Source organism: Lacrimispora brassicae (genome assembly GCF_054772055.1).
This window is the reverse complement of record NZ_BRYH01000041.1, coordinates 124,777-145,668: the sequence shown is the minus strand read 5'-3', so window position 1 is coordinate 145,668 and position 20,892 is coordinate 124,777. Positions and strand designations below refer to the sequence as shown.

Annotated in this window: 27 protein-coding genes and 1 pseudogene; 22 read left to right on the top strand and 6 right to left on the bottom strand. The window is 41.0% G+C overall.

Going from position 1 to position 20,892, the window contains the following annotated elements:
* Nucleotides 1–2: 2 nt before the first annotated feature.
* The 3 genes from ACYVD3_RS19065 to ACYVD3_RS19055 all read left to right on the top strand — a co-directional run bounded on the left by ACYVD3_RS19065 (nt 3) and on the right by ACYVD3_RS19055 (nt 2,927).
* The gene (locus tag ACYVD3_RS19065) at nt 3–1,037 is read left to right on the top strand and encodes a substrate-binding domain-containing protein (RefSeq protein ID WP_460644070.1); all 1,035 of its coding nucleotides are present in this window, start codon (nt 3–5) and stop codon (nt 1,035–1,037) included.
* Between the two features lie 349 nt (nt 1,038–1,386).
* A complete protein-coding gene (locus ACYVD3_RS19060; protein WP_460644069.1) occupies nt 1,387–2,349 on the top strand; it encodes a hypothetical protein in 963 nt (320 codons plus the stop codon).
* Nucleotides 2,350–2,648: 299 nt separating this feature from the next.
* Nucleotides 2,649–2,927, top strand: a complete 279-nt coding sequence (locus ACYVD3_RS19055) for a YciI family protein (protein WP_460644068.1) — start codon at nt 2,649–2,651, stop codon at nt 2,925–2,927.
* 8 nt (nt 2,928–2,935) lie between these two features.
* Here ACYVD3_RS19055 and ACYVD3_RS19050 read toward each other — a convergent pair whose 3' ends face one another.
* The 4 genes from ACYVD3_RS19050 to ACYVD3_RS19035 all read right to left on the bottom strand — a co-directional run bounded on the left by ACYVD3_RS19050 (nt 2,936) and on the right by ACYVD3_RS19035 (nt 4,564).
* The gene (locus ACYVD3_RS19050; RefSeq protein WP_460644067.1) at nt 2,936–3,631 is read right to left on the bottom strand and encodes a CatA-like O-acetyltransferase; all 696 of its coding nucleotides are present in this window, start codon (nt 3,629–3,631) and stop codon (nt 2,936–2,938) included.
* An 18-nt stretch (nt 3,632–3,649) separates the two neighbouring features.
* Nucleotides 3,650–3,922 carry a DUF2087 domain-containing protein gene (locus tag ACYVD3_RS19045; protein ID WP_460644066.1) on the bottom strand — a complete coding sequence of 91 codons (273 nt, stop codon included), beginning with the start codon at nt 3,920–3,922 and terminating at the stop codon, nt 3,650–3,652.
* Nucleotides 3,923–3,924: 2 nt separating this feature from the next.
* Nucleotides 3,925–4,266: a GIY-YIG nuclease family protein gene (locus ACYVD3_RS19040; RefSeq protein WP_460644065.1), complete on the bottom strand. Its 342-nt coding sequence runs from the start codon at nt 4,264–4,266 to the stop codon at nt 3,925–3,927.
* A gap of 82 nt (nt 4,267–4,348) precedes the next feature.
* Nucleotides 4,349–4,564 carry a helix-turn-helix domain-containing protein gene (locus ACYVD3_RS19035; protein WP_460644064.1) on the bottom strand — a complete coding sequence of 72 codons (216 nt, stop codon included), beginning with the start codon at nt 4,562–4,564 and terminating at the stop codon, nt 4,349–4,351.
* 226 nt (nt 4,565–4,790) lie between these two features.
* Here ACYVD3_RS19035 and ACYVD3_RS19030 point away from each other — a divergent pair, with 226 nt between their 5' ends.
* A complete protein-coding gene (locus ACYVD3_RS19030) occupies nt 4,791–5,168 on the top strand; it encodes a DUF134 domain-containing protein (RefSeq protein WP_460644063.1) in 378 nt (125 codons plus the stop codon).
* Between the two features lie 99 nt (nt 5,169–5,267).
* On the top strand, nt 5,268–5,651 hold the full coding sequence (locus ACYVD3_RS19025) for a NifB/NifX family molybdenum-iron cluster-binding protein (RefSeq protein WP_460644062.1): 384 nt from the start codon (nt 5,268–5,270) through the stop codon (nt 5,649–5,651).
* Between the two features lie 149 nt (nt 5,652–5,800).
* On the opposite strand, the gene ACYVD3_RS19020 is transcribed toward ACYVD3_RS19025, so the two are convergent.
* Nucleotides 5,801–6,199, bottom strand: a complete 399-nt coding sequence (locus ACYVD3_RS19020) for a MerR family transcriptional regulator (protein ID WP_460644061.1) — start codon at nt 6,197–6,199, stop codon at nt 5,801–5,803.
* Between the two features lie 158 nt (nt 6,200–6,357).
* On the opposite strand from ACYVD3_RS19020, the gene ACYVD3_RS19015 reads away from it, so the two are divergent.
* The 11 genes and pseudogenes from ACYVD3_RS19015 (at nt 6,358) to ACYVD3_RS18965 (ending at nt 14,801) form a co-directional block, all read left to right on the top strand.
* Complete coding sequence (locus tag ACYVD3_RS19015) at nt 6,358–7,209, top strand: aldo/keto reductase (RefSeq protein ID WP_460644060.1); 852 nt, start codon at nt 6,358–6,360, stop codon at nt 7,207–7,209.
* Nucleotides 7,210–7,244: 35 nt separating this feature from the next.
* A complete protein-coding gene (locus ACYVD3_RS19010; RefSeq protein WP_460644059.1) occupies nt 7,245–8,423 on the top strand; it encodes an iron-containing alcohol dehydrogenase in 1,179 nt (392 codons plus the stop codon).
* Between the two features lie 151 nt (nt 8,424–8,574).
* Nucleotides 8,575–9,489 (top strand): aldo/keto reductase, encoded by a 915-nt coding sequence (locus tag ACYVD3_RS19005; RefSeq protein ID WP_460644058.1) that lies wholly within the window; start codon nt 8,575–8,577, stop codon nt 9,487–9,489.
* Between the two features lie 316 nt (nt 9,490–9,805).
* Nucleotides 9,806–10,354 carry a flavin reductase family protein gene (locus tag ACYVD3_RS19000; protein WP_460644057.1) on the top strand — a complete coding sequence of 183 codons (549 nt, stop codon included), beginning with the start codon at nt 9,806–9,808 and terminating at the stop codon, nt 10,352–10,354.
* An 89-nt stretch (nt 10,355–10,443) separates the two neighbouring features.
* On the top strand, nt 10,444–11,199 hold the full coding sequence (locus tag ACYVD3_RS18995) for a MerR family transcriptional regulator (protein ID WP_460644056.1): 756 nt from the start codon (nt 10,444–10,446) through the stop codon (nt 11,197–11,199).
* Between the two features lie 125 nt (nt 11,200–11,324).
* A pseudogene (locus ACYVD3_RS18990) lies at nt 11,325–11,843 on the top strand (MFS transporter); the annotation flags it as partial.
* A gap of 141 nt (nt 11,844–11,984) precedes the next feature.
* Nucleotides 11,985–12,551 (top strand): PadR family transcriptional regulator, encoded by a 567-nt coding sequence (locus ACYVD3_RS18985; protein ID WP_460644055.1) that lies wholly within the window; start codon nt 11,985–11,987, stop codon nt 12,549–12,551.
* Between the two features lie 18 nt (nt 12,552–12,569).
* Nucleotides 12,570–12,743 (top strand): hypothetical protein, encoded by a 174-nt coding sequence (locus ACYVD3_RS18980; RefSeq protein ID WP_460644054.1) that lies wholly within the window; start codon nt 12,570–12,572, stop codon nt 12,741–12,743.
* A gap of 51 nt (nt 12,744–12,794) precedes the next feature.
* Nucleotides 12,795–13,286 (top strand): flavodoxin family protein, encoded by a 492-nt coding sequence (locus ACYVD3_RS18975; protein ID WP_460644053.1) that lies wholly within the window; start codon nt 12,795–12,797, stop codon nt 13,284–13,286.
* 104 nt (nt 13,287–13,390) lie between these two features.
* Complete coding sequence (locus ACYVD3_RS18970; protein ID WP_460644052.1) at nt 13,391–13,993, top strand: class I SAM-dependent methyltransferase; 603 nt, start codon at nt 13,391–13,393, stop codon at nt 13,991–13,993.
* Nucleotides 13,994–14,060: 67 nt separating this feature from the next.
* The gene (locus ACYVD3_RS18965) at nt 14,061–14,801 is read left to right on the top strand and encodes an SDR family oxidoreductase (RefSeq protein ID WP_460644051.1); all 741 of its coding nucleotides are present in this window, start codon (nt 14,061–14,063) and stop codon (nt 14,799–14,801) included.
* A 32-nt stretch (nt 14,802–14,833) separates the two neighbouring features.
* Here ACYVD3_RS18965 and ACYVD3_RS18960 read toward each other — a convergent pair whose 3' ends face one another.
* A complete protein-coding gene (locus tag ACYVD3_RS18960; protein ID WP_460644050.1) occupies nt 14,834–15,493 on the bottom strand; it encodes a cyclic nucleotide-binding domain-containing protein in 660 nt (219 codons plus the stop codon).
* A gap of 107 nt (nt 15,494–15,600) precedes the next feature.
* Here ACYVD3_RS18960 and ACYVD3_RS18955 point away from each other — a divergent pair, with 107 nt between their 5' ends.
* The 6 genes from ACYVD3_RS18955 to ACYVD3_RS18930 all read left to right on the top strand — a co-directional run bounded on the left by ACYVD3_RS18955 (nt 15,601) and on the right by ACYVD3_RS18930 (nt 20,813).
* Entirely contained in the window at nt 15,601–16,764 is a 1,164-nt protein-coding gene (locus ACYVD3_RS18955) for a DMT family transporter (RefSeq protein WP_460644049.1), read from the top strand.
* 56 nt (nt 16,765–16,820) lie between these two features.
* A complete protein-coding gene (locus tag ACYVD3_RS18950) occupies nt 16,821–17,831 on the top strand; it encodes an FkbM family methyltransferase (RefSeq protein WP_460644048.1) in 1,011 nt (336 codons plus the stop codon).
* A 582-nt stretch (nt 17,832–18,413) separates the two neighbouring features.
* Nucleotides 18,414–19,010 (top strand): hypothetical protein, encoded by a 597-nt coding sequence (locus tag ACYVD3_RS18945; protein ID WP_460644047.1) that lies wholly within the window; start codon nt 18,414–18,416, stop codon nt 19,008–19,010.
* Between the two features lie 177 nt (nt 19,011–19,187).
* On the top strand, nt 19,188–19,745 hold the full coding sequence (locus ACYVD3_RS18940) for a GNAT family N-acetyltransferase (protein ID WP_460644046.1): 558 nt from the start codon (nt 19,188–19,190) through the stop codon (nt 19,743–19,745).
* A gap of 103 nt (nt 19,746–19,848) precedes the next feature.
* Nucleotides 19,849–20,148: a hypothetical protein gene (locus ACYVD3_RS18935; RefSeq protein ID WP_460644045.1), complete on the top strand. Its 300-nt coding sequence runs from the start codon at nt 19,849–19,851 to the stop codon at nt 20,146–20,148.
* 101 nt (nt 20,149–20,249) lie between these two features.
* Nucleotides 20,250–20,813 carry a methyltransferase family protein gene (locus tag ACYVD3_RS18930; RefSeq protein WP_460644044.1) on the top strand — a complete coding sequence of 188 codons (564 nt, stop codon included), beginning with the start codon at nt 20,250–20,252 and terminating at the stop codon, nt 20,811–20,813.
* Nucleotides 20,814–20,892 lie beyond the last annotated feature (79 nt).

The window sequence follows — 20,892 nt, the reverse complement described above, 5'->3', positions numbered from 1 at the left end:
AGATGAAAAAAAAGCTGATAAGTGTATTGCTTTGTGCAGCCATGGCGGGGGCAATGTTAGCCGGCTGCAGTACAGGGGAGACAACTGGGACGGAAACCAGTGCGGCAAAAAAGACTCAGGGGGATGAAAAATTAGTTGTTTACGGTATTTATAAAGCCGGAGACCAGACCTGGTTTATTGATGAAGGAGAAGCTGCAAAAAAGGCTGTAGAGGCAGCAGGAGGAGAGTTTATCTATGTTGATGCAAAGATGAATCCAGAGGAATACTTAAAGGCCATTGATAACGCAATTGCCAACAATGCCTCCGGTATTGTAACCTGTATTCCGGATCAAACCATGTCCCAGGCGGTCATTGACAAAGTACAGGCAGCAGGCATTCCCATTGTGGCCGCTGATGATGCCCTTCAGGATGGTGCCGGTGAAAAACTTGCACCCTGGGTTGGAATCAACGCTTATAAAATTGGTGAAGCAAATGGAGAATGGTTAGGGAAATACGTAAAAGATAATAATCTTTCTTCCAATGGAGAAGTTGGATTGATGGTTATGACCATGGATACTGTATCCAGTTGTGTGCCCAGAGCAGAAGGCGAGCTGGATAAGTTCAAAGAACTGGTTCCGGATTTCAATACCGGCAATATTTTCAAAGCGGATTACGACGGAACCACCGATAAAGGAAATACGGCTGCAGCCGCAGTTATTACTGCTAACCCACAGATTAAAAAATGGCTGGTAACCGGTGCAAATGAGGAAGGCTGTATTGGTGCAGCACGGGCACTGGAAAGTGCAGGGCTTGACGGAGAGGCGTGCGTAGTAGGGCTTGGTGCTTATATGTCAAAAGACGAGTGGAATAATAAGGGAGCTGAAGAAACCTGTGTAAAAGCTTCCGCATATTTCTCGGCTGAATCAGTAGGCGCTGGTTCCGTAAAGGTATTGTTGGATATTATAAATGGAAAAGAAGTGGAAAAGGAAATTGCGGTAGATGCAATTGTTGTGACGCCAGATACCTATAAAGAGGTTATGGGAAGCTATGCAGAATAAAAGGTCCGGGTAAGATTCCCCAACCTATGAAGACCTCCAAACCGATGGCCATTACGGATTCGGTTTGGAGGTTTTTCTATGAAAAGAAAAATACTTTATGCCGGATGCAGGCCGGTTGAAAACGTGGTATAATGTTCAAATGGCAGTTTAATATTTTTCATAGAGAAATGATCGTAATAAAGGCTTATAGTTTTCTGACAAATCTCAACCAGGCTTAAGCGGCCTCTTTTTTGACTGATAAAAATTTAGAGGTGAAAGCCAAAAGAGATAATGGTATAATAGGAATGCTGCATTTTCACAGAATACTGTTCATCAACAAGGTCTGTCAGAACTGACATGGGAGAAAATAATGAATAAAAGATTTCTGTTTACAATTATTACAGTCTCGTTCCTTATTGCAGGCTGCGGGAAAATTGAATCAAACAATCGTCTGCCCCAAGAGGAGAAGCCGTCTTTTTCAACTTCTGCCAATAATGGTGCAGCTTCAGAATCTTCAGAAGAAAGTACGTCATCAACGACAACAACCGAATATGCAATTGATTATAAGCAATATATAAAAAAGTCCTGGATCAGAGATACGGACACCAATTTTCCTGACAATGGCGGTTTGTCCATTTCAATATCAAGGCTTGGGGATGGAACCATTCAAGGAAATATCTGTGCGGTGGGCAAAGGCCCGGCTTACAATATGGACACAGCGGAATTTGAAGGAACCGTTAATAATGATACTGCGCAGTGCCGGCTTGTGAATGATTCCAGGGAAAATAAGGGAACCATTGAATTTTTATTTAAACCTGACAATGCTCTTGTGGCAACGATCATAATAACTGAGAGATCGGGAGATACAGTGATGAGTCTTCCTGAAGGAACGTTTGAATTTACTCCTTACAATCTTAAAAATATCGAAGGCTTTGCCCTGATAGAGGATCAGACATTTATGGTGGATTTGAATTCATGGGGGAATGTGAAATTTGTATCAGGGAAATTAACAGCAGGCAGCCATATACCCGCAGTATTTTATTTAACCAATGAAGATGGAGATATACTTTATGATTTCAATGGAACGCTTCCATACAGTATAGATATTAAAGCGGTTTCATTTAAAGATGTGGACAAGGATGGATTAAAGGATATAATCATTATAGCTGAAGATAATTATGACGGTTCTTCCGGAAAACCTATAGCAACTGTTTTTATGCAAAAGGCTGATGGGTCGTTTACCAATGACTATGAGCTGGATCAGGAAATCAATGATTCAGGTAATAATAAAGATATAAGGACAATAACGGATTATCTTTTAAGTAAATTCTAGCCGCCTTCCTGTGCCTGGTTTTTATTTAAATCAATTACCGAGGTAAATGTTTTGCTGGGTGATATTCTTCCGCCAAGGGATCACAAGGTTCATGCTCCTCCTTTTTGACCGTTAAGGCATGTTGAGACGGTTTGTTTTGCGAGATGGCAGGGAGGAGAACTATGGAGAGAATTTTTATAAACAAACAGGTCTGCGCATTTTTAAAATGAAAATACAGGAATTAATAGAACATTACAGAGAATCATTGATAAGATTTAACAAGTTCATTATTACATGAATACAAAGGAGCTGGAACAAGAATGTATGTATACTTAATGAAAAACATAAAGCCTCTCAATGAGGAGATCATAAGGAGCCACGTTGAGCATTTAAAAGAATTAAAGAGCCAAGGCAAACTTGTACTTTGCGGGCCATTCACAGATTATCCGGGAGGAATGGTTGTTTTCCTGGCTGAGGATCTGGATGAAGCCATGAATATTGCAAAAGCTGATCCTTTTATTGCTTCAGGATGTAAATCTTTTGAGATTAGAACGCTGGAAGCAGCTAATGACGAAAATAATTATCTATTGACAGAATAGAGAGGTGGCTATCTAAACAATACCCAGTTCTCCGGGTTAGCCATACCGGCCTGGAACTTTTCTAAAAATAAACCCACATGATATCCATCAGCCACAGCATGGTGAACCGTAATAGAAAGAGGCATTATTATCTTCCCCTCTCTATCAGAAAATCTCCCTGCCTGTAATATGGGGAAATAACCATTGCTATTGGCATAAGGAACCGGTGCATAGCTTGTAAATTTGATCCATGGCAGCATACCTATTATAAAATTATTCTCCGGTGCCATATCAGGCTTTGCCAATATACCATGGTTATTTCCATAATTATTTTGATCTTCCATGTAATTATTATAGAAAGTCCCGAAATTTGGATGATACTCAGTCCACATATTTGACATGGTCTTGTCGTCTTCATGAAAACAAGCATAGGAGGGATGTAAAACCTCATAATACCCCAACTGTCCATTTAAATTGGAGATGCAAAATTCCTGCTGTTCAGCGATTAGTTTGGAAGCCAAGTATAGATAGGCAGGAAAAAATTTCCTGTTTTGCTTTTTTATCATGTTGTAGGTGTTGGTGATGTCTACTTCTATGCTAATGGAATATCCGGTGGGTAACATCTTAGTAAAATAATAGAAATACTGTTTTCTATCCCAGTTATGGAAATCAATTGGATGAAAGGCAGTATTTAAACTTAAATCTTTCTCTGTTTTATTCGACATATGGTTTTCTTCTTTCTTTCATTCAGATCTAGGTTTCCAGTAACGGGAACCGTCTGGCTGGCGGCATAATAACCCATGATCAATCAGTTCCCGCCTGAGCAGGAAATAATCTCCGAAGGTATGCCATTGTTCACAGATGAAGTTTACTTCTTTTTCCGTATAATTACGGTCTGATTCAAATTTTTCTGCCAGATAACAGAGGGTTGCATTTCTGAGAATTTTCTTTTGGGATAATTGCTTGATTTTTCCGGAATCATCAAGAAATTTATTTATTTCGATTTTATGTTCCATATTCATTTTCTCTCTTCTATTAACTTTTCAGTCCACATCTCCAACAAGGTATTTACATCATCTGAAAATTCACGCTCTGTTTGTGTTTCTTTCTTTTGTATCTCCTCCAGTATTTCAAAAGAGAAGGCAGATGCCCCAAACTGCTTCCATGCTTCAATCATGGATGTTTCAGGGCAAGAATCAGTTGATACGAAGAATGCAAAACGATTCTTGGAACCCTGCATATCTTTTGTTGCCCGAATCCCAAAGTTAATATTGTCATTGCATTTAATACAGTACACTCCACCAATGAGTACTCTGTTTTTATATTGCTCTTTCAGATCTTTTTTTGAAAGTCTTTCCATTTATTTTCACCATCCATGTAAATTAATTAAATTTTGAGTTCATAATACTTGAGGCAGTGCTGTATTGCCTTTGATGAGATGCTCACGGTTTTTCATACATCTTTAACAGCTCCCGAACATCAATGCCCAGAATATCTGAAAGCTTTATAATTAAAGATACATTCGGATTGCCAGATCCGCATTCCCATTTTGAAATTGCTTTATCACTAATATCTATTTTATCCGCAAGCTGTTTTTGCGTCATTTTTTGTTCCAAACGTGCTTTGCGGATGATGTTACCGGCCTTATTCCTTTGCATGGCTTTCCTCCTGCAAAATAATTGTAGCTCTTGCTTCCCGGTTTTTCAATAAACGCTCCGTAGAGTTGCCAATGGGTGTATTTATTAGCCATTGGTGTGCAAAGACTATCTGGCTGATTAACTTTATAATAATTAAGTTATTGACATATGCCGATAATAAAGATATAATGCTTGTATAAATGGCATATGCCATTTATGTGATTGATTGAGAAAGGCGGTAGAATCTATGCCAAGACCTCACAAATGCAGACGGGTTTGTTGTATGCCAAAGAGCCAGATCTTCGGTCCCCTGGATGCACCTGAATCAGGTGCCCATGTAATCAGTATGACCATTGACGAATTCGAGACAATCAGACTGATCGATCTTGAAGGGCTGAAACAGGAAGAATGCGCCGAGAGAATGGAGGTTGCCAGAACAACGGCACAGGCAATCTATAACAGTGCCCGTAGGAAACTGGCAGAATGCCTTGTGGCGGGAAAGGAACTGCACATTGCCGGCGGTAATTATGTGGTTTGCAATGACCGCCCAACACATTGCGGCTGCAGACATTGCCATAGGAAACAATATCCGGAAGAATCGGTTTTAAAAGAAAAAGACGAATAAATTCAAAACCATGCCTATGGTGAACGGTAAAAATGAAACTGCCCAACGCAAGACAGTTTGATTGATAAATTTAATAAATAAAACAGGAGGATTATAACTATGATCATTGCAGTACCTTACGAAAACAAACAGGTGTTTCAACATTTCGGGAAAACGGAAGCTTTCAAAATTTATGAAGTGAGTGACGGAAGAATTGCTGGTGAAGAAATCCTTTCTGCAGACGGCCGCGGACATGGCGAGCTTGTTGGTATTCTTAAAAACAGGAAGGTTTCCGTGCTGATCTGCGGAGGCATTGGCAGCGGTGCCCAAAATTCCCTGACTCAAAACGGCATTAAATTTTTTGGCGGAGTAATTGGCGATGCAGACAAAGCTGTGGAAGATTATCTCCTGAATCGGCTGAAATACGATTCCGATGTCAAATGTGGCCATCACCACGAGGAAGGACATAATTGTGAGGGACATGGCCATGGTACTCATCACTGAAAACACGGCAAACAGGAGCTTGTGCAGGATATGATGAATGAGATAAAGAGGGTACTGGTTAAAACGGAATGTACAAGAGCCTGTCCGATGTATATCGGAGCAGGCTCTTGTAATGAAACCGCTATGGATTTTGACTTGGTTTATATCTCTTAAGTTTCTGTATTTTGATGAGATCCGCCATACTTGTATTCATTATACTGCTTTGTATAATGGGAGATTTTATAAGATACCTTTTCCAGATGCCTGTTCATTTCCTGAATTTGAGCTTCCACATTCTTTTTGTGTTCGATCAAAATGTCACAGCGTTGTTTCAGTGTCTCCCTGCCTTCTGCACTTAGATCTACAAATTCTTTGATTTGTTTAAGGGACATGCCCGTGTTCTTAAGACAGCAAATCAGTCCCAGCCATTCCAGATTATCTTCAGAATAACTGCGTATGCCGCTTTTGCTTCTGTTGATATTGGACAAAAGACCTTCTTTTTCATAAAAACGCAGTACGTGTGCGCTTAGATTTGTTCGCTCTGATACCTGCTTGATTGTATAACCCATATGGATATCATCCCCCTTATTTTGGAATTGTTTGTTATTATTCAAAAATAGTAAACTTTTTGAAATTACATATTGACTTAGAGTTAAGGTTAAGGTTTATGATACAAATATACTATCAAAATAACAGTTTGTCAAATTGCAGATTGGGGGAGAATATAGTGAAAACATTAACAGATTGTTACGAACTTTCAGGCGGTGTTAAAATCCCATGTATTGGCTTTGGTACATGGCAGGTGCAAAACGGGGATATTGCCGTTGCATCGGTAAAAGAAGCTCTTAAGTGCGGTTATCGTCATATTGATACCGCCGCAGGCTATGGTAATGAGGAAAGCGTCGGCATTGCAGTAAAGGAAAGCGGCATTGCCCGGGAGGATATCTTTATCACCAGCAAGCTGCAAAATGACATGCATGGATATGAAAATACCATGAAGGCCTTTAAGCAGACGATGAAAAATCTTGATATGGAGTATCTGGATCTTTACCTGATTCACTGGCCCAATCCAATCAAGTTCCGCAGCCAGTGGCAGGAGGCCAATGCCGGCACCTGGAAAGCATTCGAAGAGCTGCACAAAGCCGGGCTCATTCGCGCCATCGGTGTCAGCAATTTCCATCCTCATCATTTTGAGACGCTTATGGAGACGGCCACGATCCAGCCAATGGTCAATCAGATCCGGCTTTGTCCCGGCGATACACAGGATAAGGTGGTGGATTATTGCAGGACCCATTCGATTCTTCTGGAGGCATATAGTCCCCTTGGCGTAGGTAAGATTTTTGAAGTTCCGCAAATGCAGGCACTGGCACAAAAGTACGGCAAGTCCATCGCCCAGATCTGCGTGCGGTGGAGCCTGGAACGTGGATATCTGCCCCTGCCTAAGTCCGTCACGCCTCAGCGCATGGGGGAAAATGCAGATGTGTTTGATTTCCAGCTTTCCCCTGAAGACGTGCAGGTGATTGCCGGCTTAAAGGGCTGCTGCGGATATTCTGCCGATCCTGATACGATCACATGGTAAATCAAGTAACAAACACAAAGAAAGGATGAAAACAAATGCTTAATTTTGACTTTTACTCACCGGCACGTATACTTTTTGGAAAAGACATGGAGAAACAGATTGGTTCGCTTTTAAAACCCCATGCAAGCAAGGTTCTGCTGCATTACGGCGGAGGCAGCATTAAAAAGAGCGGACTATATGACACTGTGGTCAATTCATTGAAGGAGAACGGACTCTCTTACGTAGAACTAGGGGGCGTAGTGCCAAATCCCCGCCTTTCCCTGGTACATGAGGGCATTGCCCTGTGCAAAGAAGAAAAGGTGGATTTGATCCTGGCTGTTGGAGGCGGAAGCGCCATTGATTCTGCCAAGGCCATTGCAATGGGTGTATATTATGACGGTGATGTCTGGGAAATTTATGAACAGGGCAAAGAAATCGAAAAAGCACTGCCTGTAGCCACAATTCTTACCATTCCTGCCGCCGGCAGCGAGGCAAGCGGCGATACCGTTATAACCAATGAAGAAAAACAACTGAAATACGGTTATGGCAGTCCCCGCCTTCGGCCTTTGCTCAGTGTCATGAATCCGGAATTGTTTTTTACCCTGCCAAAGAACCAGATCGCCAACGGCGTGGCGGACATGATGAGTCATGTATTTGAACGCTATTTTACCAACACAACCCATACTGATCTGACGGACGGCTTATGTGAAACGGTATTAAAGACCATCATAAAGAACGCTCCCCTTGTGCTTGAAGATCCCCAAAACTACGATGCCTGGTGCGAGGTGGGGTTTGGAGGTACTGTTGCCCATAACGGTTTAGTGGGTATGGGGCGTGAGCAGGACTGGGCTTGTCATGGCATGGAGCATGAGCTCAGCGCCATTTACGATGTGGCCCACGGAGCAGGTCTGGCTGTACTGACTCCTGCGTGGATGCAGTATGTCTATAAGGATAATGTGAACATGTTCGTGCAGTTTGCAGTTAATGTCATGGGTGTGGAAGGCAGCTATCGGGATCCGGACTCAATAATTCAGGAAGCCATTTTGCGCCTGGGTGAATTTTTCCGTAAGATGGGACTTCCCACAACCCTTGGGGAACTGGGCATCGACTCAAGCCAGTTGGAATTAATGGCTAAAAAGGCCACAAATGCCGCATTTGGAAATGAGACGCCCATTGGCGGCTTAAAAAAGCTGTATTGGCAGGATGTGTTGGAGATTTACAAATTGGCGCAATAGGAAAACACAGGATGTTCTTCCGGATACAATGGCGGTAAGCAACGCATTTGGTGACAAGACCTGACGGAGAGGTCATGGGTTTTTTAGGAAAAGAACATTTACAGCGGTTTTAATTGTATACAGTTTAAATCTGTTAAGGAGGTTCAATATTATGAGAACAGTTAAGTTAGGGGATTTGCAGGTGCCCACGATTGCAGTGGGATGTATGCGCATCAATAAACTGGAAAAGTCCGAAGCGGAGCGTTTTGTACAGGAATCCCTGGATATGGGGGCTAATTTTTTTGATCATGCAGACATATACGGCAGAGGTGCATGTGAGGAAATATTTGCAGATGCGGTTCATATGAACGCGACAGTGCGGGAAAAGATGCTTCTGCAATCCAAATGCGGTATCCGCCCAGGCGTGGCGTTCGACTTCTCCAAGGAGCATATTTTAGAAGCAGTGGACGGCAGCTTAAAGAGGCTGAAAACCGATTATCTGGATGTATTATTGCTGCATCGTCCGGATGCGCTGATGGAACCGGAAGAGGTTGCCGAAGCGTTTGACATCCTGCAAAACGCAGGTAAAGTACGTAATTTTGGGGTTTCCAACCAAAATCCCATGCAGATACAGTTGCTGAAAAAGTTTGTTAAGCAGCCGATTGTGGCTAATCAGTTACAGTTGAGCATTACAAATGCCAATATGATCTCCCAGGGTCAGCATGTCAATATGCTGGATGAACAGGCAGTAAACCGGGATGGCAGCGTATTGGATTTCTGCCGAATAAATGATATCACCATACAGCCCTGGTCTCCTTTCCAGTACGGATTTTTTGAGGGTGTATTCCTGGGCAATGAAAAATTCCCGGAACTCAATGCCAAGATTGATGAAATTTCTGCGAAATATGAGGTCAGCAGTACGACCATTGCCATGGCATGGCTGCTGCGCCATCCGGCCCACATGCAGCCTGTGACCGGGACCATGAATGCAGGGCGTTTAAAGGATTGTGTCAGAGCTGCTGATATTAAGCTTACCCGCGAAGAATGGTATGAGATCTACCTGAGTGCCGGGAACATTTTACCCTAAAAACAGGAAGTACCAAAGCCAGTAATTATCTGCCGCCAGCAATGGCGGCATTATTTATGCCGGTACATAGGTTTACGTTTATGGCTGAAAGGTTAATGAACAGGGGATAGAGGATTGAACGTTAAACAATAGAAAAAGAACCGCTGAAGGTATCATAAACAGACATAAGGGACAAAACAAAAAAGAGTATGCCTTTGGGGCACACTCTATCTATATGATAACCCATGAGAAAGAAAAAGTCTATATATTTATAAATTTTTGTTATATAATTTTCACTGTTGCAACAAAAATATAAAAGACTGATAGGAGAATAAATATGACAAAGACAAAGATAGCCAATATTCCTTATGGACCATATATTACTGTTTTAGCCGGAGCTTCTGTTAAGGGAAAGCCAAACTATGCCACCATTGGAGCGTATGGAGTTGTAAGTCAAAAGCCTGTGCTTTATATTTCGTTAAAAAATTCCCATTATACAACAACTGGAGTCATAGAAACCGGATACTTCTCTGTAAACATTCCCTCTTCTGATGATATAGAAAAAACTGATTATTGTGGAACTGTAACCGGCAAGAAAGAAGATAAATCAAACATTTTTGAGTCATTTTACGATAAAGCAGGAAATGCACCAATGATAAAAGAATGCCCCATAAATTATCTTTGCAAAGTAGTTCAAACAATTCCTATATTTGATTTTACAATGTTTATAGGAGAAATTGTTGCTGCATATGCAAATGAAGAATGTCTGGAAAATGGAAGACCAGATGCTTTGAAGGTTAAGCCAACAATATTAATGGATTCCGGGTATTTTGACATAAAGAGCAGAGTCGGTTCAATATTTAAAACATGTAATGGTAATAGTTAAGTATCCAGGATAAATATTTTATACGTTATAAAACTGTTGACATTAACGCAACGTAATAGTTTATAGTGGTTTTACAGGGAGGTGAAGTGATGGAATACACCATTAATAAGCTGGCGAAATTGGCGGGCGTCAGTACAAGAACACTGCGGTACTACGATGAACTTGGATTGCTCCCGCCCGCCCGATCCAGTTCCAATGGATACCGGATTTACGGACAAAAGGAGGTCGACCGGCTGCAGCAGATCCTTTTTTACCGTGAATTGGGGGTATCGCTGGAAGAAATCCGAAATATCCTGGCTTCAAAGGACTTTGACGGGCTTTCGGCGTTGGAGAGTCATTTGACTGCCCTGCTTGTCAGGCGAGAGCAATTGGATTTGCTTGTCGCCAATGTAGAGAAGACAATTAAGACCATGAAAGGAGAAATTACAATGAGTGATCAGGAGAAGTTTGAAGGCTTCCTTCAAAAGCTGGTGGATGATAATGAACGGCAGTATGGAGAAGAAGCCCGGGAAAAATACGGGGATGAGAGCGTCAGCCGCTCCAACGCCAAGGTTTTAAACATGAGCGAGGAGCAGTATATTGAATTGGAAAAACTGACGGAAGATTTAAATGAAACATTAAAGGCTGCCTTTGAGCAAGGTGACCCTGCCGGCGAATTGGCGCAAAAAGCCTGCCGGCTGCATAAAAAATGGCTGTGCTTTTATTGGGATGCTTACAGCAAAGAAGCCCATATCGGAGTGACACAGATGTATGTGGATGATCCCCGTTTTACTGCGTATTACGATAAAATTGCACCTGGCTGTGCAGTGTTTCTGCGGGACGCAGTAGCCGTATACTGCAAATAATTTCATAGACGGCAAAGGATAGAAAGCTCACTTGTTTTTCAGCAGGTGAGCTTTTTTTTGATAGCAAATAAAAATGAGAGAGCAGTGAGATGGAAAATGAATTTAGTTATTTTAGAATGATATAGTTTGTTTATATGCCCATCAATGCACTTTATCCTTTGATCAGCATGGAATATTTTGCCGGGACACCGGTACATGTCTCTATTACTGAGATTGCTTATGCCTCGGGTATGCTGGCAGGCAGTTTGCTGTTAGGTTTATTTGGTAACTTAAAGAAGAGGGTCTTATTTATAACAGCCTCTATTTTTATGATGGGAGCCAGTTTGACCGTTTCGGGATTGCTTCCTCCAGATGGATTTGTTATATTTGCCGTCTGCTGTGTCATTATGGGGCTTTCCGTTCCGTTTTACAGCGGTGTTCAAACCGCTCTTTTTCAGGAAAAGATCAAACCGGAATATCTAGGACGTGTGTTTTCTCTGACAGGAAGCCTCATGTCTCTGGCTATGCCCATTGGTTTGATCCTTTCCGGATTCTTTGCAGACCGGATTGGTGTTAATCATTGGTTTCTAATATCAGGTATTTTGATTATGGGAATTGCTGTCATTTGCCCCATGGTAAATGATGTCAGAAAGTTAGATTTATAAAATTCATGATTGCTTGGCTCAAAATCAGCGGGTTTAGTACAATCTCAGAGAGTTGATGTATTTTTGTAATCAAAAGGTCTTGACAGCACATATTATTATGATATATCATTGTGATATATAAAATGAACAGAAGGTGTACCAATGAAAGAAAATACAGGAAAATCCAAATATGTCATTCTGGGAATGCTTGCCCGCATGCCGCAGACCGGTTATACCATAAAAAAATGGATAGAGAACGAATATAGCCATTTCTGGCAGGAGAGTTTCGGTCAGATATATCCCACTCTCAAGAAATTGGTGGCCGAGGGTCTTGCCGTCACCTCCAATAATATTCCGCTTGAAAACGGGCGCGGACAGATTCAATACAGCATCACCGATGCAGGCAGAAAGGAGCTTTCCCATTGGTTGAGGGAAGCGCCTGAAATCGAGAAGATAAGGTACGAGATATTACTCAAAATCTCCTTTGGAGATAACACGGAACCAAAGGTTCTCCTTGGGCATCTGGACGATTTTATCAAAAGGAATGATAAGCTGGTCCAGGAGATGAACTGCTATGTTGAGCTTTCCGAGCAGTTGAAAGAGCAGGAGATTGACTGCTCCTACAGTCAGCTAACCGCCCTTTGCGGCGTTTATATTTATTCTGCAATGAGGGATTGGGCTGTTGAGGCAAAGAAAATTATTTCTGAGAAAGGTGATGATCAATCATGAAACAAAGGGGTCCGTAATATGCCGGATACTTTGTTCCTGACAACAGAAGAGAAGTTTGGGAATTTAAAGGTTCTGCCCCTTGGTCATTGCGAATATCCGATTGACTATGTAACGGTTGGCTGTATGGATGAGATAAGGAAAATGGGAATGCCTTTAGAGGCGGTTATTTTATCTATATCACAAAAAGAATAAGCCTATAACTGATTTGTTGGTATATGAGCTTATATTACGAGGAGAATTACTATGAGCACTCTGGTTGTATATTTTTCATTTAAGGGCAATACGAAATTCATTGCAGAAACCATTGCAGGAACCATAAGCGCCGATATCATGGAGTTAAAAATAAGCAAAAAGTATCCGGCGGAAGGATTTCAGAAGTACTTTTGGGGAGGAAAGAGCGTTATTTTTGGTGAAAAGCCAGAGTTGATAAACGAACCCATTGATTTAAACCGGTATGATACGATTCTTATTGGAACGCCCATCTGGGCCGGGTCATTTACTCCACCCATAAAAAGTTTTATCAGCCAATACAAAATCCAGGGCAAGCGGATCGCACTGTTTGCCAGCCATGGAGGCGGCGGAGCCAAAAAGTGCTTTGCAAAACTAAAGAAAGAGCTTTCCGGGAATGAATTCATCTCTGAAATAGATTTTGTTGAACCGAAGAAACATACAGAAGAAAATTCTTCTAAAGCGGTCAAATGGGCCAAGGACCTGTCTATCTCACAAACCGCATAGGATTGCCTGCCATAGAGCTGCTGCCAGTTGTTACCCATGGAAAACGGCTGGGCACATGACAGGCTGGCAGTAGTTTTTTATTAAGACAGATTGGAGATGTAATTATGGGGAATACGGATAAGTTTGAAATGATAGCTGATAAATATGACACTTCTGAAAGAATCCAAATTGCAAAGGTATCATCAAACGCCATTCTTGAATATGTAGTTGATGGGAAAAACAAGAGTGCCATTGATTTTGGCTGCGGAACTGGCCTTGTTGGCATGAATCTGCTGGATGATTTTAAGTCAATATTGTTTCTCGATACATCACAAAACATGATTCATCAAATAGAACAAAAAATTTCCGGCTCTCATATACAGAATGCAGCTACGCTATGTTTTGACTTTGAAAAGGACAGTCTTGGGGATTTACATTCTGACTATATTTTCATGGTCCAGGTTTTACTCCATATCAAAGATTATAAGTCAGTATTAGAAAAGCTGTATGATGTTTTGAACCCGGGAGGACATTTGATAATTATTGATTTTAATAAAAACCATGAAATAGTTTCATATATGGTTCATAATGGCTTTGATCAGAAGGAGCTGACAACTATCTTATCAGAAATAGGATACAAAAATATATGGTCCAGAACATTCCATAAAGGAAGTAAAATATTCATGGGCCATGATGCAGACCTATTCATACTGGATTCACAGAAATAAGCGGTTAGGAAGGTAATGGATCCTGTTTGGAAAAGATAGATATCATTACGAAACATAGGAGGATATTATGAATAGAGGAATTATTGTCACCGGAGGCGCCCATGGCATAGGAAAAAAAATATGTATGGATTTCATTCAGGCGGGTGATCAGGTTTGCTTTATTGATATAGAGGAAAAGAAATCGGCTGATTTTGCAGAAGGGAATTCAAACCTGTTTTACTTTTTGGGAGATGTGGCGGACCCTCTGACATTAAAACGGTTCATTGAGTTTTCCCTTGAAAAGCTTAAACGGATTGATGTTCTGGTCAATAATGCCTGCCGTGGAAACAGAGGTATTTTGTCCGGTTCATCTTATGAAGAATATGATTATACCTTATCCGTCGGATTAAAGGCTCCATATGAATTAAGCCGTTTATGTAAGGACGAATTAATCAAAAACCGAGGAAGAATCATTAATATTGCTTCATCACGTGCATTTCAGTCAGAGCCTGATACAGAAGCATATGCAAGTGCCAAAGGCGGAATTGTTGCGTTGACACATGCTTTGGCGGTATCATTGGGGCCGGATGTTCTTGTCAATTGTATTGCCCCAGGCTGGATCAATGTCACGGAGCAGCAGGAATTCAGCCGGGAGGACCGTTTGGCAATTCCCGCAGGAAAAATAGGAACTCCCAAGGATATCTCGGATATGGTGCTGTTTTTATGTGAACAGGATTTTATTACAGGGGAGACCATCACTGTGGATGGAGGAATGAATAAAAGGATGATCTATCATGGGGACTGGAACTGGCATTATAATGCCGACTGAAGCCAGACACCTATACAAACAGCAGGCTTATTTTAAAAAGAATCAGCAGATCTGCGGATCAGTTCATGGCGGTCAATAATCAGATACCCATAATCTTTTTTGTCCAACACCCTGTCAATACAGAGCTGGTTCAGCAGGCGGAACATATGCCTGTAGCTCATGCCGATGGAAGAGGACACATCCGCCAGAACTTCATTAAATACGTCATTATTTGATGACTCTAAAATGTAGGAACACAGGCGTTCCTCTCCGGAACACAAAGCAGTGGATACATAATCTTTTGAACTGCGTATTAATTTGACAGAAAGTTCACTTCCAAGCCGGTTCAAAAAGGTAAGATTGTTTTTTAAATCTGCGGCATAATTTTTATAGGGCAGTGCGATGCATTCAAAATCAGTCATGGCTATAACACTGCTTGATGCAATACTGGTGTTGGTCATCAATTCAATATCGCCTATAAGACCATGGGAAATATAATAGCACAAAGCCAGATCTTTGCCATTTTTTGCAATGGTACACACTTTAGCCTTTCCTTTTACCGCAATTAAAAGGTATAAAATTGCCATGCCCTCATGCAAAATGGTTTCACCGGCGTCAAATTTAAGACATAATCCGGCATCCAGGATCATATTGCTTATGCCATATCCTTCTAATTTATTAAGATGTTCTTTTTTTAATTGACTGCTTTTCATTGATTTACCCCCCCTCCATTATACCGTATATATAATATAACCAGTATGACATATGTCCTATAGGAATGTCAATTTGTAATATACAATGACTTTATGGGGGTGAATATATGTATAATATACTGTCTTTATTAACAGGATTAGTCATTGCAGTTATGATTGCAATCAACGGCAGGCTTACGCTTCAATACGGCAATTTTAATGCCACAGTCATCATTCATGTGGTTGGTGCTGTATTTGCCTTCTTCTTTTGCAGGCTGACAAAGAAAAGGATTCTCTTTAAGAACCGGTTGCCTGCCTGGCTATATCTGGGGGGAGCCATTGGTGTTTTGACAACAGTTTTTAATAACTTTGCATATGGGAAGATCAGCTTAACAAGTATCATAGCCTTAGGGCTGTTTGGCCAGACAGCAGCTTCCATATTTATTGACTGCCTGGGGCTTTTGGGCATGAAAAAGCATTCTTTCAGGAAGTCCTCCCTGGTGGGGCTGGCTTTTTCTCTGACAGGTATTCTTGTAATGCTGGATGATTCCGTGGATACAGCATTATATGCCGTACTGTTTTCTTTCTGCGCAGGAATTACAATTGTCCTTTCACGAACAGTAAATGCGAAACTGTCCCAGCACGTTGGCGAGATGCAGAGCTCATTTATAAATCATGTGGTAGGGCTTCCAATTGCAGTTGCAGCCGCAGTTATTCTTGAAAAAAGCAATTTCTTTTTTATCTTCCAGTCGCCTTCGCCTGAACTATGGATATATTTGGGAGGGGTATTGGGGGTCACTGCCGTATGCTTGTGCAATATAACAGTTCCCAGAATTGCAGCATTTCGGTTAACGCTTTTAACGTTTGTTGGCCAGGTGTTTATGGGAATTGTGATTGATATGTTTACAAAAAGCGAATACGCAGGGACAACGTTTATTGGCGGAGGACTGGTTGCTGCCGGAATCGCTTTAAATATGATATATGAGCAGGTATTAAGTAATAAAGAAAGTAAAAATAAGAAATATTGGGAAAGGATCAACAGCTTAAAAGAAGATCATCAGAATCATCTCTTAGAACTTGCCAGCGGGCCAATCGCTTCATTTCAAGACGTGGTATTTGAAACACGCTCTGAAAAAGGGATATGCTGCCCTTACTGCTGGACGGCACAACCTTCTGACCGGAATTTTTGTCTCGGCTATAAATGCAATGTAAAATTTGTATTTGGGGATGAAGCGGGTGAAACAAAAAACAGGAACAATGGTACCAACAGATCCTGTAATTACACAATTTAGCCTGAATTTACATATGATAATTAGAATACAAAAAAATAAAGGAGGATGAAAGGAAAATGTCCTTTCAATCAGAACCTTTGGTAATGAATCGCCCTGACCATATAGGCGGCCTTTCCTTATCTCCCATGTCTAACCAAATTGATATAGAATTTGAACGCCTCATAGGGTACATGAAAGAAAAAAATGTTTATGAAATGACGGAGGCTGTCAAACAAAATTTAAGACATTTTAAAGCAACAGATAGCCGTTTGTATTATAGCACTATTAATTTCATAAATCTGCATAAGCTTTGGGGAACTTATTACCCGGAGAAGGGAGATTATGAGCTTGCAGAAAACAGGGCTCATGCTCTTGTTGAACACCGGGAAGATTTTGAATGGCTCTATAAAATCCTTAAAGATTATCGCTCAAAAAAAATTCTCGTTAATATACTTTGCTACTGGCTTATGTCGGATCCCAAAAGAATAGAGAAGATCTATGAAAAATCATTTGACCAATATTTTGACCTTGATATTGTAACGTGCAGTGAAAATGAGGTTTTTGTGGACATTGGGGCATATATCGGAGATACTGTTGTCAATTATTCAAAGGTTTTCGGAAGCAAATGCTATAAAAGGATGTACTGTTATGAAATCGTACCTGTAAATATAGAATATATTGAAAAGAATGTGGAGCTCTTTAAGCTGGATAATGTAATTATCAGGAAAAAGGGAGCAAGCAGTAGAAATGGCACTATGTACCTTTCTTCTAATGTTTTATCCTCTGTAAGCCAGCTTTCTGAAAACGGAGCCATTGCCGTGCCCATAACAAAAATAGATGATGATATAGAAGAAGACGTAACCTTTATAAAAATGGACATAGAAGGCGGAGAAGAGGAGGCCCTTTTAGGCTGCCTGGAAAAGATCAAGAAAAATCATCCAAAGTTCGCACTAAGCATATATCATAATCACAAAGACATTTGGAAACTGGCCCGTATCATTTACGAAGCTGATCCTTCCTATAATTTTTATATACGCTATTATGGATCCACAATTTTTCCCACGGAATACGTTTTGTACGCCGTTTAGGAGTGTTTTTAGGCCGGTCAAAACAGCTTGCATATTAATTTATGCGGAGGGTGGAGGCAGGCCCCATAGCCGTGGCTGTCAGGCAGTGATTACGGAAGCCTGGACTGCCAACAAGGAATGCGCTGGTTTTATACCAGCGCATTCCTTATGTAACGTGGAACTGGTAATTATATGTGTAATTATGGACAGTAATCATGGACAGGAAGATTCAGCCTGCAAACAGCCGCAGCTTTTACTTCCCATAAAACGTATCCTCCAGCGGAAGCTTGGTGCGGAACACCCCATCCTTTTGAAAGTATGCATTCTGAATGGCCGGGGCAAATGTGATTGCAGTGATTTCTCCGGCGCCCTTAGCCCCAAAGGCAATCCCTGCGGTGTTTTTCTCAACAATCTTGCCGGAAAGATATTTTCAAGGAATCATAATGCCTTAGGTAAATGATACATAAATTATATATACCATCATTTGTGCCGCTCATTGCCGGCCGATTAACGGCTTTTCCCCATAAATGACTATTTTCCTTTACGAAAGCTAAGACTGGTACTATAATGCTCCTATAATAAGGAGTAAGCAAGGAGGAAAAAATGAAGAAAGAATTACCTTATTTTACAATTGAAAATTCATTTGGCGGAAATCAGAGCTGGTTCCGGGACCCCATGATGCATCTGGGAGGCTGCGGAGCTGCTGCGGCATGTGACGCCTGTATTAATATGGCGCTTTATGACAATAAAAACCACCTGTATCCCTATGATATTCAAGGACTTGGCAAGGAAGACTATATCAGGTTTTCTAAGAAAATGAAGCCATATCTCAGGCCCCGCTTTCAGGGAATTAATACGCTGGAAGTGTTTATAGATGGGTTTTACGAATATCTAAAAGATGTGGGGGAGCAGGATATACGGCTGGAAAGCTGTCCGGGAGAGGTTCCTGTAATGGAAGCGGCAAAGAAATTAATAAGTCAAATTGATAATGGAATTCCAATCCCTTTTTTGCTGCTGCAGCATAAAAATGTTAAATTCAAAGATCTTGTCTGGCATTGGTTCATGCTCATAGGATATGAAGAATTGGAAAATGAGATTTATGTGAAGATTGCAACCTATGGAGAATTTCACTGGATGTCTTTTAATGAGCTGTGGGAGACTGGCTTTAAGCGCAATGGCGGAATGGTTTTGATTCAATAAAGAAGTCAGGGGAATGCTTTCCATGACGTTTTGTACCTGAAACCATATAGAGTTTTCGGAAGATGGAAAAGAGTATGGGTATGTGGAACGTAATGTTGTAATTTTAGAAACTGAAAATAAGAATAAGATGCTGGTGTGCTCTGCTGTTATATGAGAAAAGAACAAAAGGAGATCGTTATGGGGAATCAGATTTATCATACGGAAAGATTAGTTCTAAAAGTGCTGGATAAATCTTCAGCAGAGATGGTTTTAGATTATTATCTGAGAAACAGGTCTTTTTTACAAGAGTGGGAGCCTGCCAGGAGTAGGGCGTTTTATACAAAGGCATACCATGAAGAGCAGCTTGAAAATGACTTGTCCATGACAAAAAACAGGAACTTATTAAGACTCTGGATTTTTAAAAGGGGTAACGAAAACCGGATTATTGGGACTATGGGTTTTACTAACATTGTTTGGGGTTCCTTTTTATCCTGTTATCTTGGCTACAAATTGGATCAATGCGAAGTCAATCAAGGCTATATGACAGAAGCAATTAAAAAAGGAATCGATATTGTATTTAAGGAATACAGACTGCATAGGATTGAAGCAAATATAATTCCCAGAAATAAACGGTCGTTGAGAGTGACTGAAAAACTGGGGTTTTGTAATGAGGGCATTGCCCGCAAATACTTAAAGATCAACGGCATATGGCAAGACCATGTCCATATGGTTTTATTAAACGATAAAGTCCGGTAAAAGAGAATTCTTCCTGTTCCTGCTGTTTGCAGGAGTCAACCTTGGCATTGGCATATCCGGGAATCATGGGAATTCCCAAAGGGCTCAGGCCTTCCGGTGGATAATGAGTATTTCTTTATTCGTTATGGGATTAATGGTTATGCTCATGTTTACCTTCATTCAGCTTACTATGCTGTACGTATTAAATGAAAAACTGATGATGGTTCTTTCCTTTGCTTTTATGGTTGTTATTTTTGGGATTTGCATTTATCTTGGGGGAAAGGTTGGTCAAGGCGGAAGCCGGCTGAAAATGAAGGATGACGGGCAGGTAAACAAGGTGGATGATGACCGTTATTGGAAGGGTGGATTTTTGTACTGCAACAAAAATGATCCGTCTCTTTTTGTGGAAAACGGTTTGGAATAGGCTATACCTTGATTTCTTGAAATACTTATGGCTGTATAATATAAAATCTACCGCCTGTACGGAACGTGCACTGTGGTGGGTTTGGAAGAGGAGTCAGACATATGGCGAAATATATTGGGGCGGCAACATTGATCTTGCTTGTAATGCTTGTTACAGCCCGGTCATTCCAATTAAAAAGGCTGGGAATAAAAGCCATTCAGTTTGGCGAGATGGATAAAAAGGATTTCTTAATTCCCCCGTTTGCATTCCTATTATTTTACATTGTACTTGCAGGAGCCTTTGGTCTGCCTGAATTCGGTGCTGAATTGTTTAACAATGCACTTGCCGGCTGGACAGGTGCGGCTGTATGCGTAATGGGGATATTATTGTTCCTATATGCTCTGATTTCATTTGGAAAGAGCTTTCGTGTCGGTCTGGATGAAAACCATCCTGGTGAACTTGTAACCACCGGTGCATTTGCCATAAGCCGTAATCCCATATATACGGCGTTTGGACTGGTTCTGATAGGAATATTTCTGATTATTCCCAATTGGATAATATTGATCTATGTCTTTGCCGGAATATGGCTTTTCAACCGGCAGATCCTGCTTGAGGAACAATCCTTGAAAAGAATATACGGTGAAACATATACGGTATACTGTAAAAAGGTCAGGCGGTTTCTTTGATTGGGTGGACAGCCGGAGCTGAAGGATAAAGGGCTTTAAGAGAGCTGGCTCTGAAACTGTTTTCTATAATTCCTTTTTA

Coding starts and splice junctions, on each gene's coding strand:
- ACYVD3_RS18975 (WP_460644053.1), top strand. CDS start 12,795: ATGAGCACTCTGGTTGTATATTTTTCATTTAAGGGCAATACGAAATTC.
- ACYVD3_RS19045 (WP_460644066.1), bottom strand. CDS start 3,922: ATGGAACATAAAATCGAAATAAATAAATTTCTTGATGATTCCGGAAAA.
- ACYVD3_RS18930 (WP_460644044.1), top strand. CDS start 20,250: ATGGCGAAATATATTGGGGCGGCAACATTGATCTTGCTTGTAATGCTT.
- ACYVD3_RS18940 (WP_460644046.1), top strand. CDS start 19,188: ATGGGGAATCAGATTTATCATACGGAAAGATTAGTTCTAAAAGTGCTG.
- ACYVD3_RS19050 (WP_460644067.1), bottom strand. CDS start 3,631: ATGTCGAATAAAACAGAGAAAGATTTAAGTTTAAATACTGCCTTTCAT.
- ACYVD3_RS18970 (WP_460644052.1), top strand. CDS start 13,391: ATGGGGAATACGGATAAGTTTGAAATGATAGCTGATAAATATGACACT.
- ACYVD3_RS18980 (WP_460644054.1), top strand. CDS start 12,570: ATGCCGGATACTTTGTTCCTGACAACAGAAGAGAAGTTTGGGAATTTA.
- ACYVD3_RS19030 (WP_460644063.1), top strand. CDS start 4,791: ATGCCAAGACCTCACAAATGCAGACGGGTTTGTTGTATGCCAAAGAGC.
- ACYVD3_RS19005 (WP_460644058.1), top strand. CDS start 8,575: ATGAGAACAGTTAAGTTAGGGGATTTGCAGGTGCCCACGATTGCAGTG.
- ACYVD3_RS18995 (WP_460644056.1), top strand. CDS start 10,444: ATGGAATACACCATTAATAAGCTGGCGAAATTGGCGGGCGTCAGTACA.
- ACYVD3_RS18950 (WP_460644048.1), top strand. CDS start 16,821: ATGTCCTTTCAATCAGAACCTTTGGTAATGAATCGCCCTGACCATATA.
- ACYVD3_RS19040 (WP_460644065.1), bottom strand. CDS start 4,266: ATGGAAAGACTTTCAAAAAAAGATCTGAAAGAGCAATATAAAAACAGA.
- ACYVD3_RS18945 (WP_460644047.1), top strand. CDS start 18,414: ATGAAGAAAGAATTACCTTATTTTACAATTGAAAATTCATTTGGCGGA.
- ACYVD3_RS18935 (WP_460644045.1), top strand. CDS start 19,849: ATGAGTATTTCTTTATTCGTTATGGGATTAATGGTTATGCTCATGTTT.
- ACYVD3_RS19055 (WP_460644068.1), top strand. CDS start 2,649: ATGTATGTATACTTAATGAAAAACATAAAGCCTCTCAATGAGGAGATC.
- ACYVD3_RS18965 (WP_460644051.1), top strand. CDS start 14,061: ATGAATAGAGGAATTATTGTCACCGGAGGCGCCCATGGCATAGGAAAA.
- ACYVD3_RS19020 (WP_460644061.1), bottom strand. CDS start 6,199: ATGGGTTATACAATCAAGCAGGTATCAGAGCGAACAAATCTAAGCGCA.
- ACYVD3_RS19060 (WP_460644069.1), top strand. CDS start 1,387: ATGAATAAAAGATTTCTGTTTACAATTATTACAGTCTCGTTCCTTATT.
- ACYVD3_RS18985 (WP_460644055.1), top strand. CDS start 11,985: ATGAAAGAAAATACAGGAAAATCCAAATATGTCATTCTGGGAATGCTT.
- ACYVD3_RS18955 (WP_460644049.1), top strand. CDS start 15,601: ATGTATAATATACTGTCTTTATTAACAGGATTAGTCATTGCAGTTATG.
- ACYVD3_RS18960 (WP_460644050.1), bottom strand. CDS start 15,493: ATGAAAAGCAGTCAATTAAAAAAAGAACATCTTAATAAATTAGAAGGA.
- ACYVD3_RS19025 (WP_460644062.1), top strand. CDS start 5,268: ATGATCATTGCAGTACCTTACGAAAACAAACAGGTGTTTCAACATTTC.
- ACYVD3_RS19010 (WP_460644059.1), top strand. CDS start 7,245: ATGCTTAATTTTGACTTTTACTCACCGGCACGTATACTTTTTGGAAAA.
- ACYVD3_RS19035 (WP_460644064.1), bottom strand. CDS start 4,564: ATGCAAAGGAATAAGGCCGGTAACATCATCCGCAAAGCACGTTTGGAA.
- ACYVD3_RS19065 (WP_460644070.1), top strand. CDS start 3: ATGAAAAAAAAGCTGATAAGTGTATTGCTTTGTGCAGCCATGGCGGGG.
- ACYVD3_RS19000 (WP_460644057.1), top strand. CDS start 9,806: ATGACAAAGACAAAGATAGCCAATATTCCTTATGGACCATATATTACT.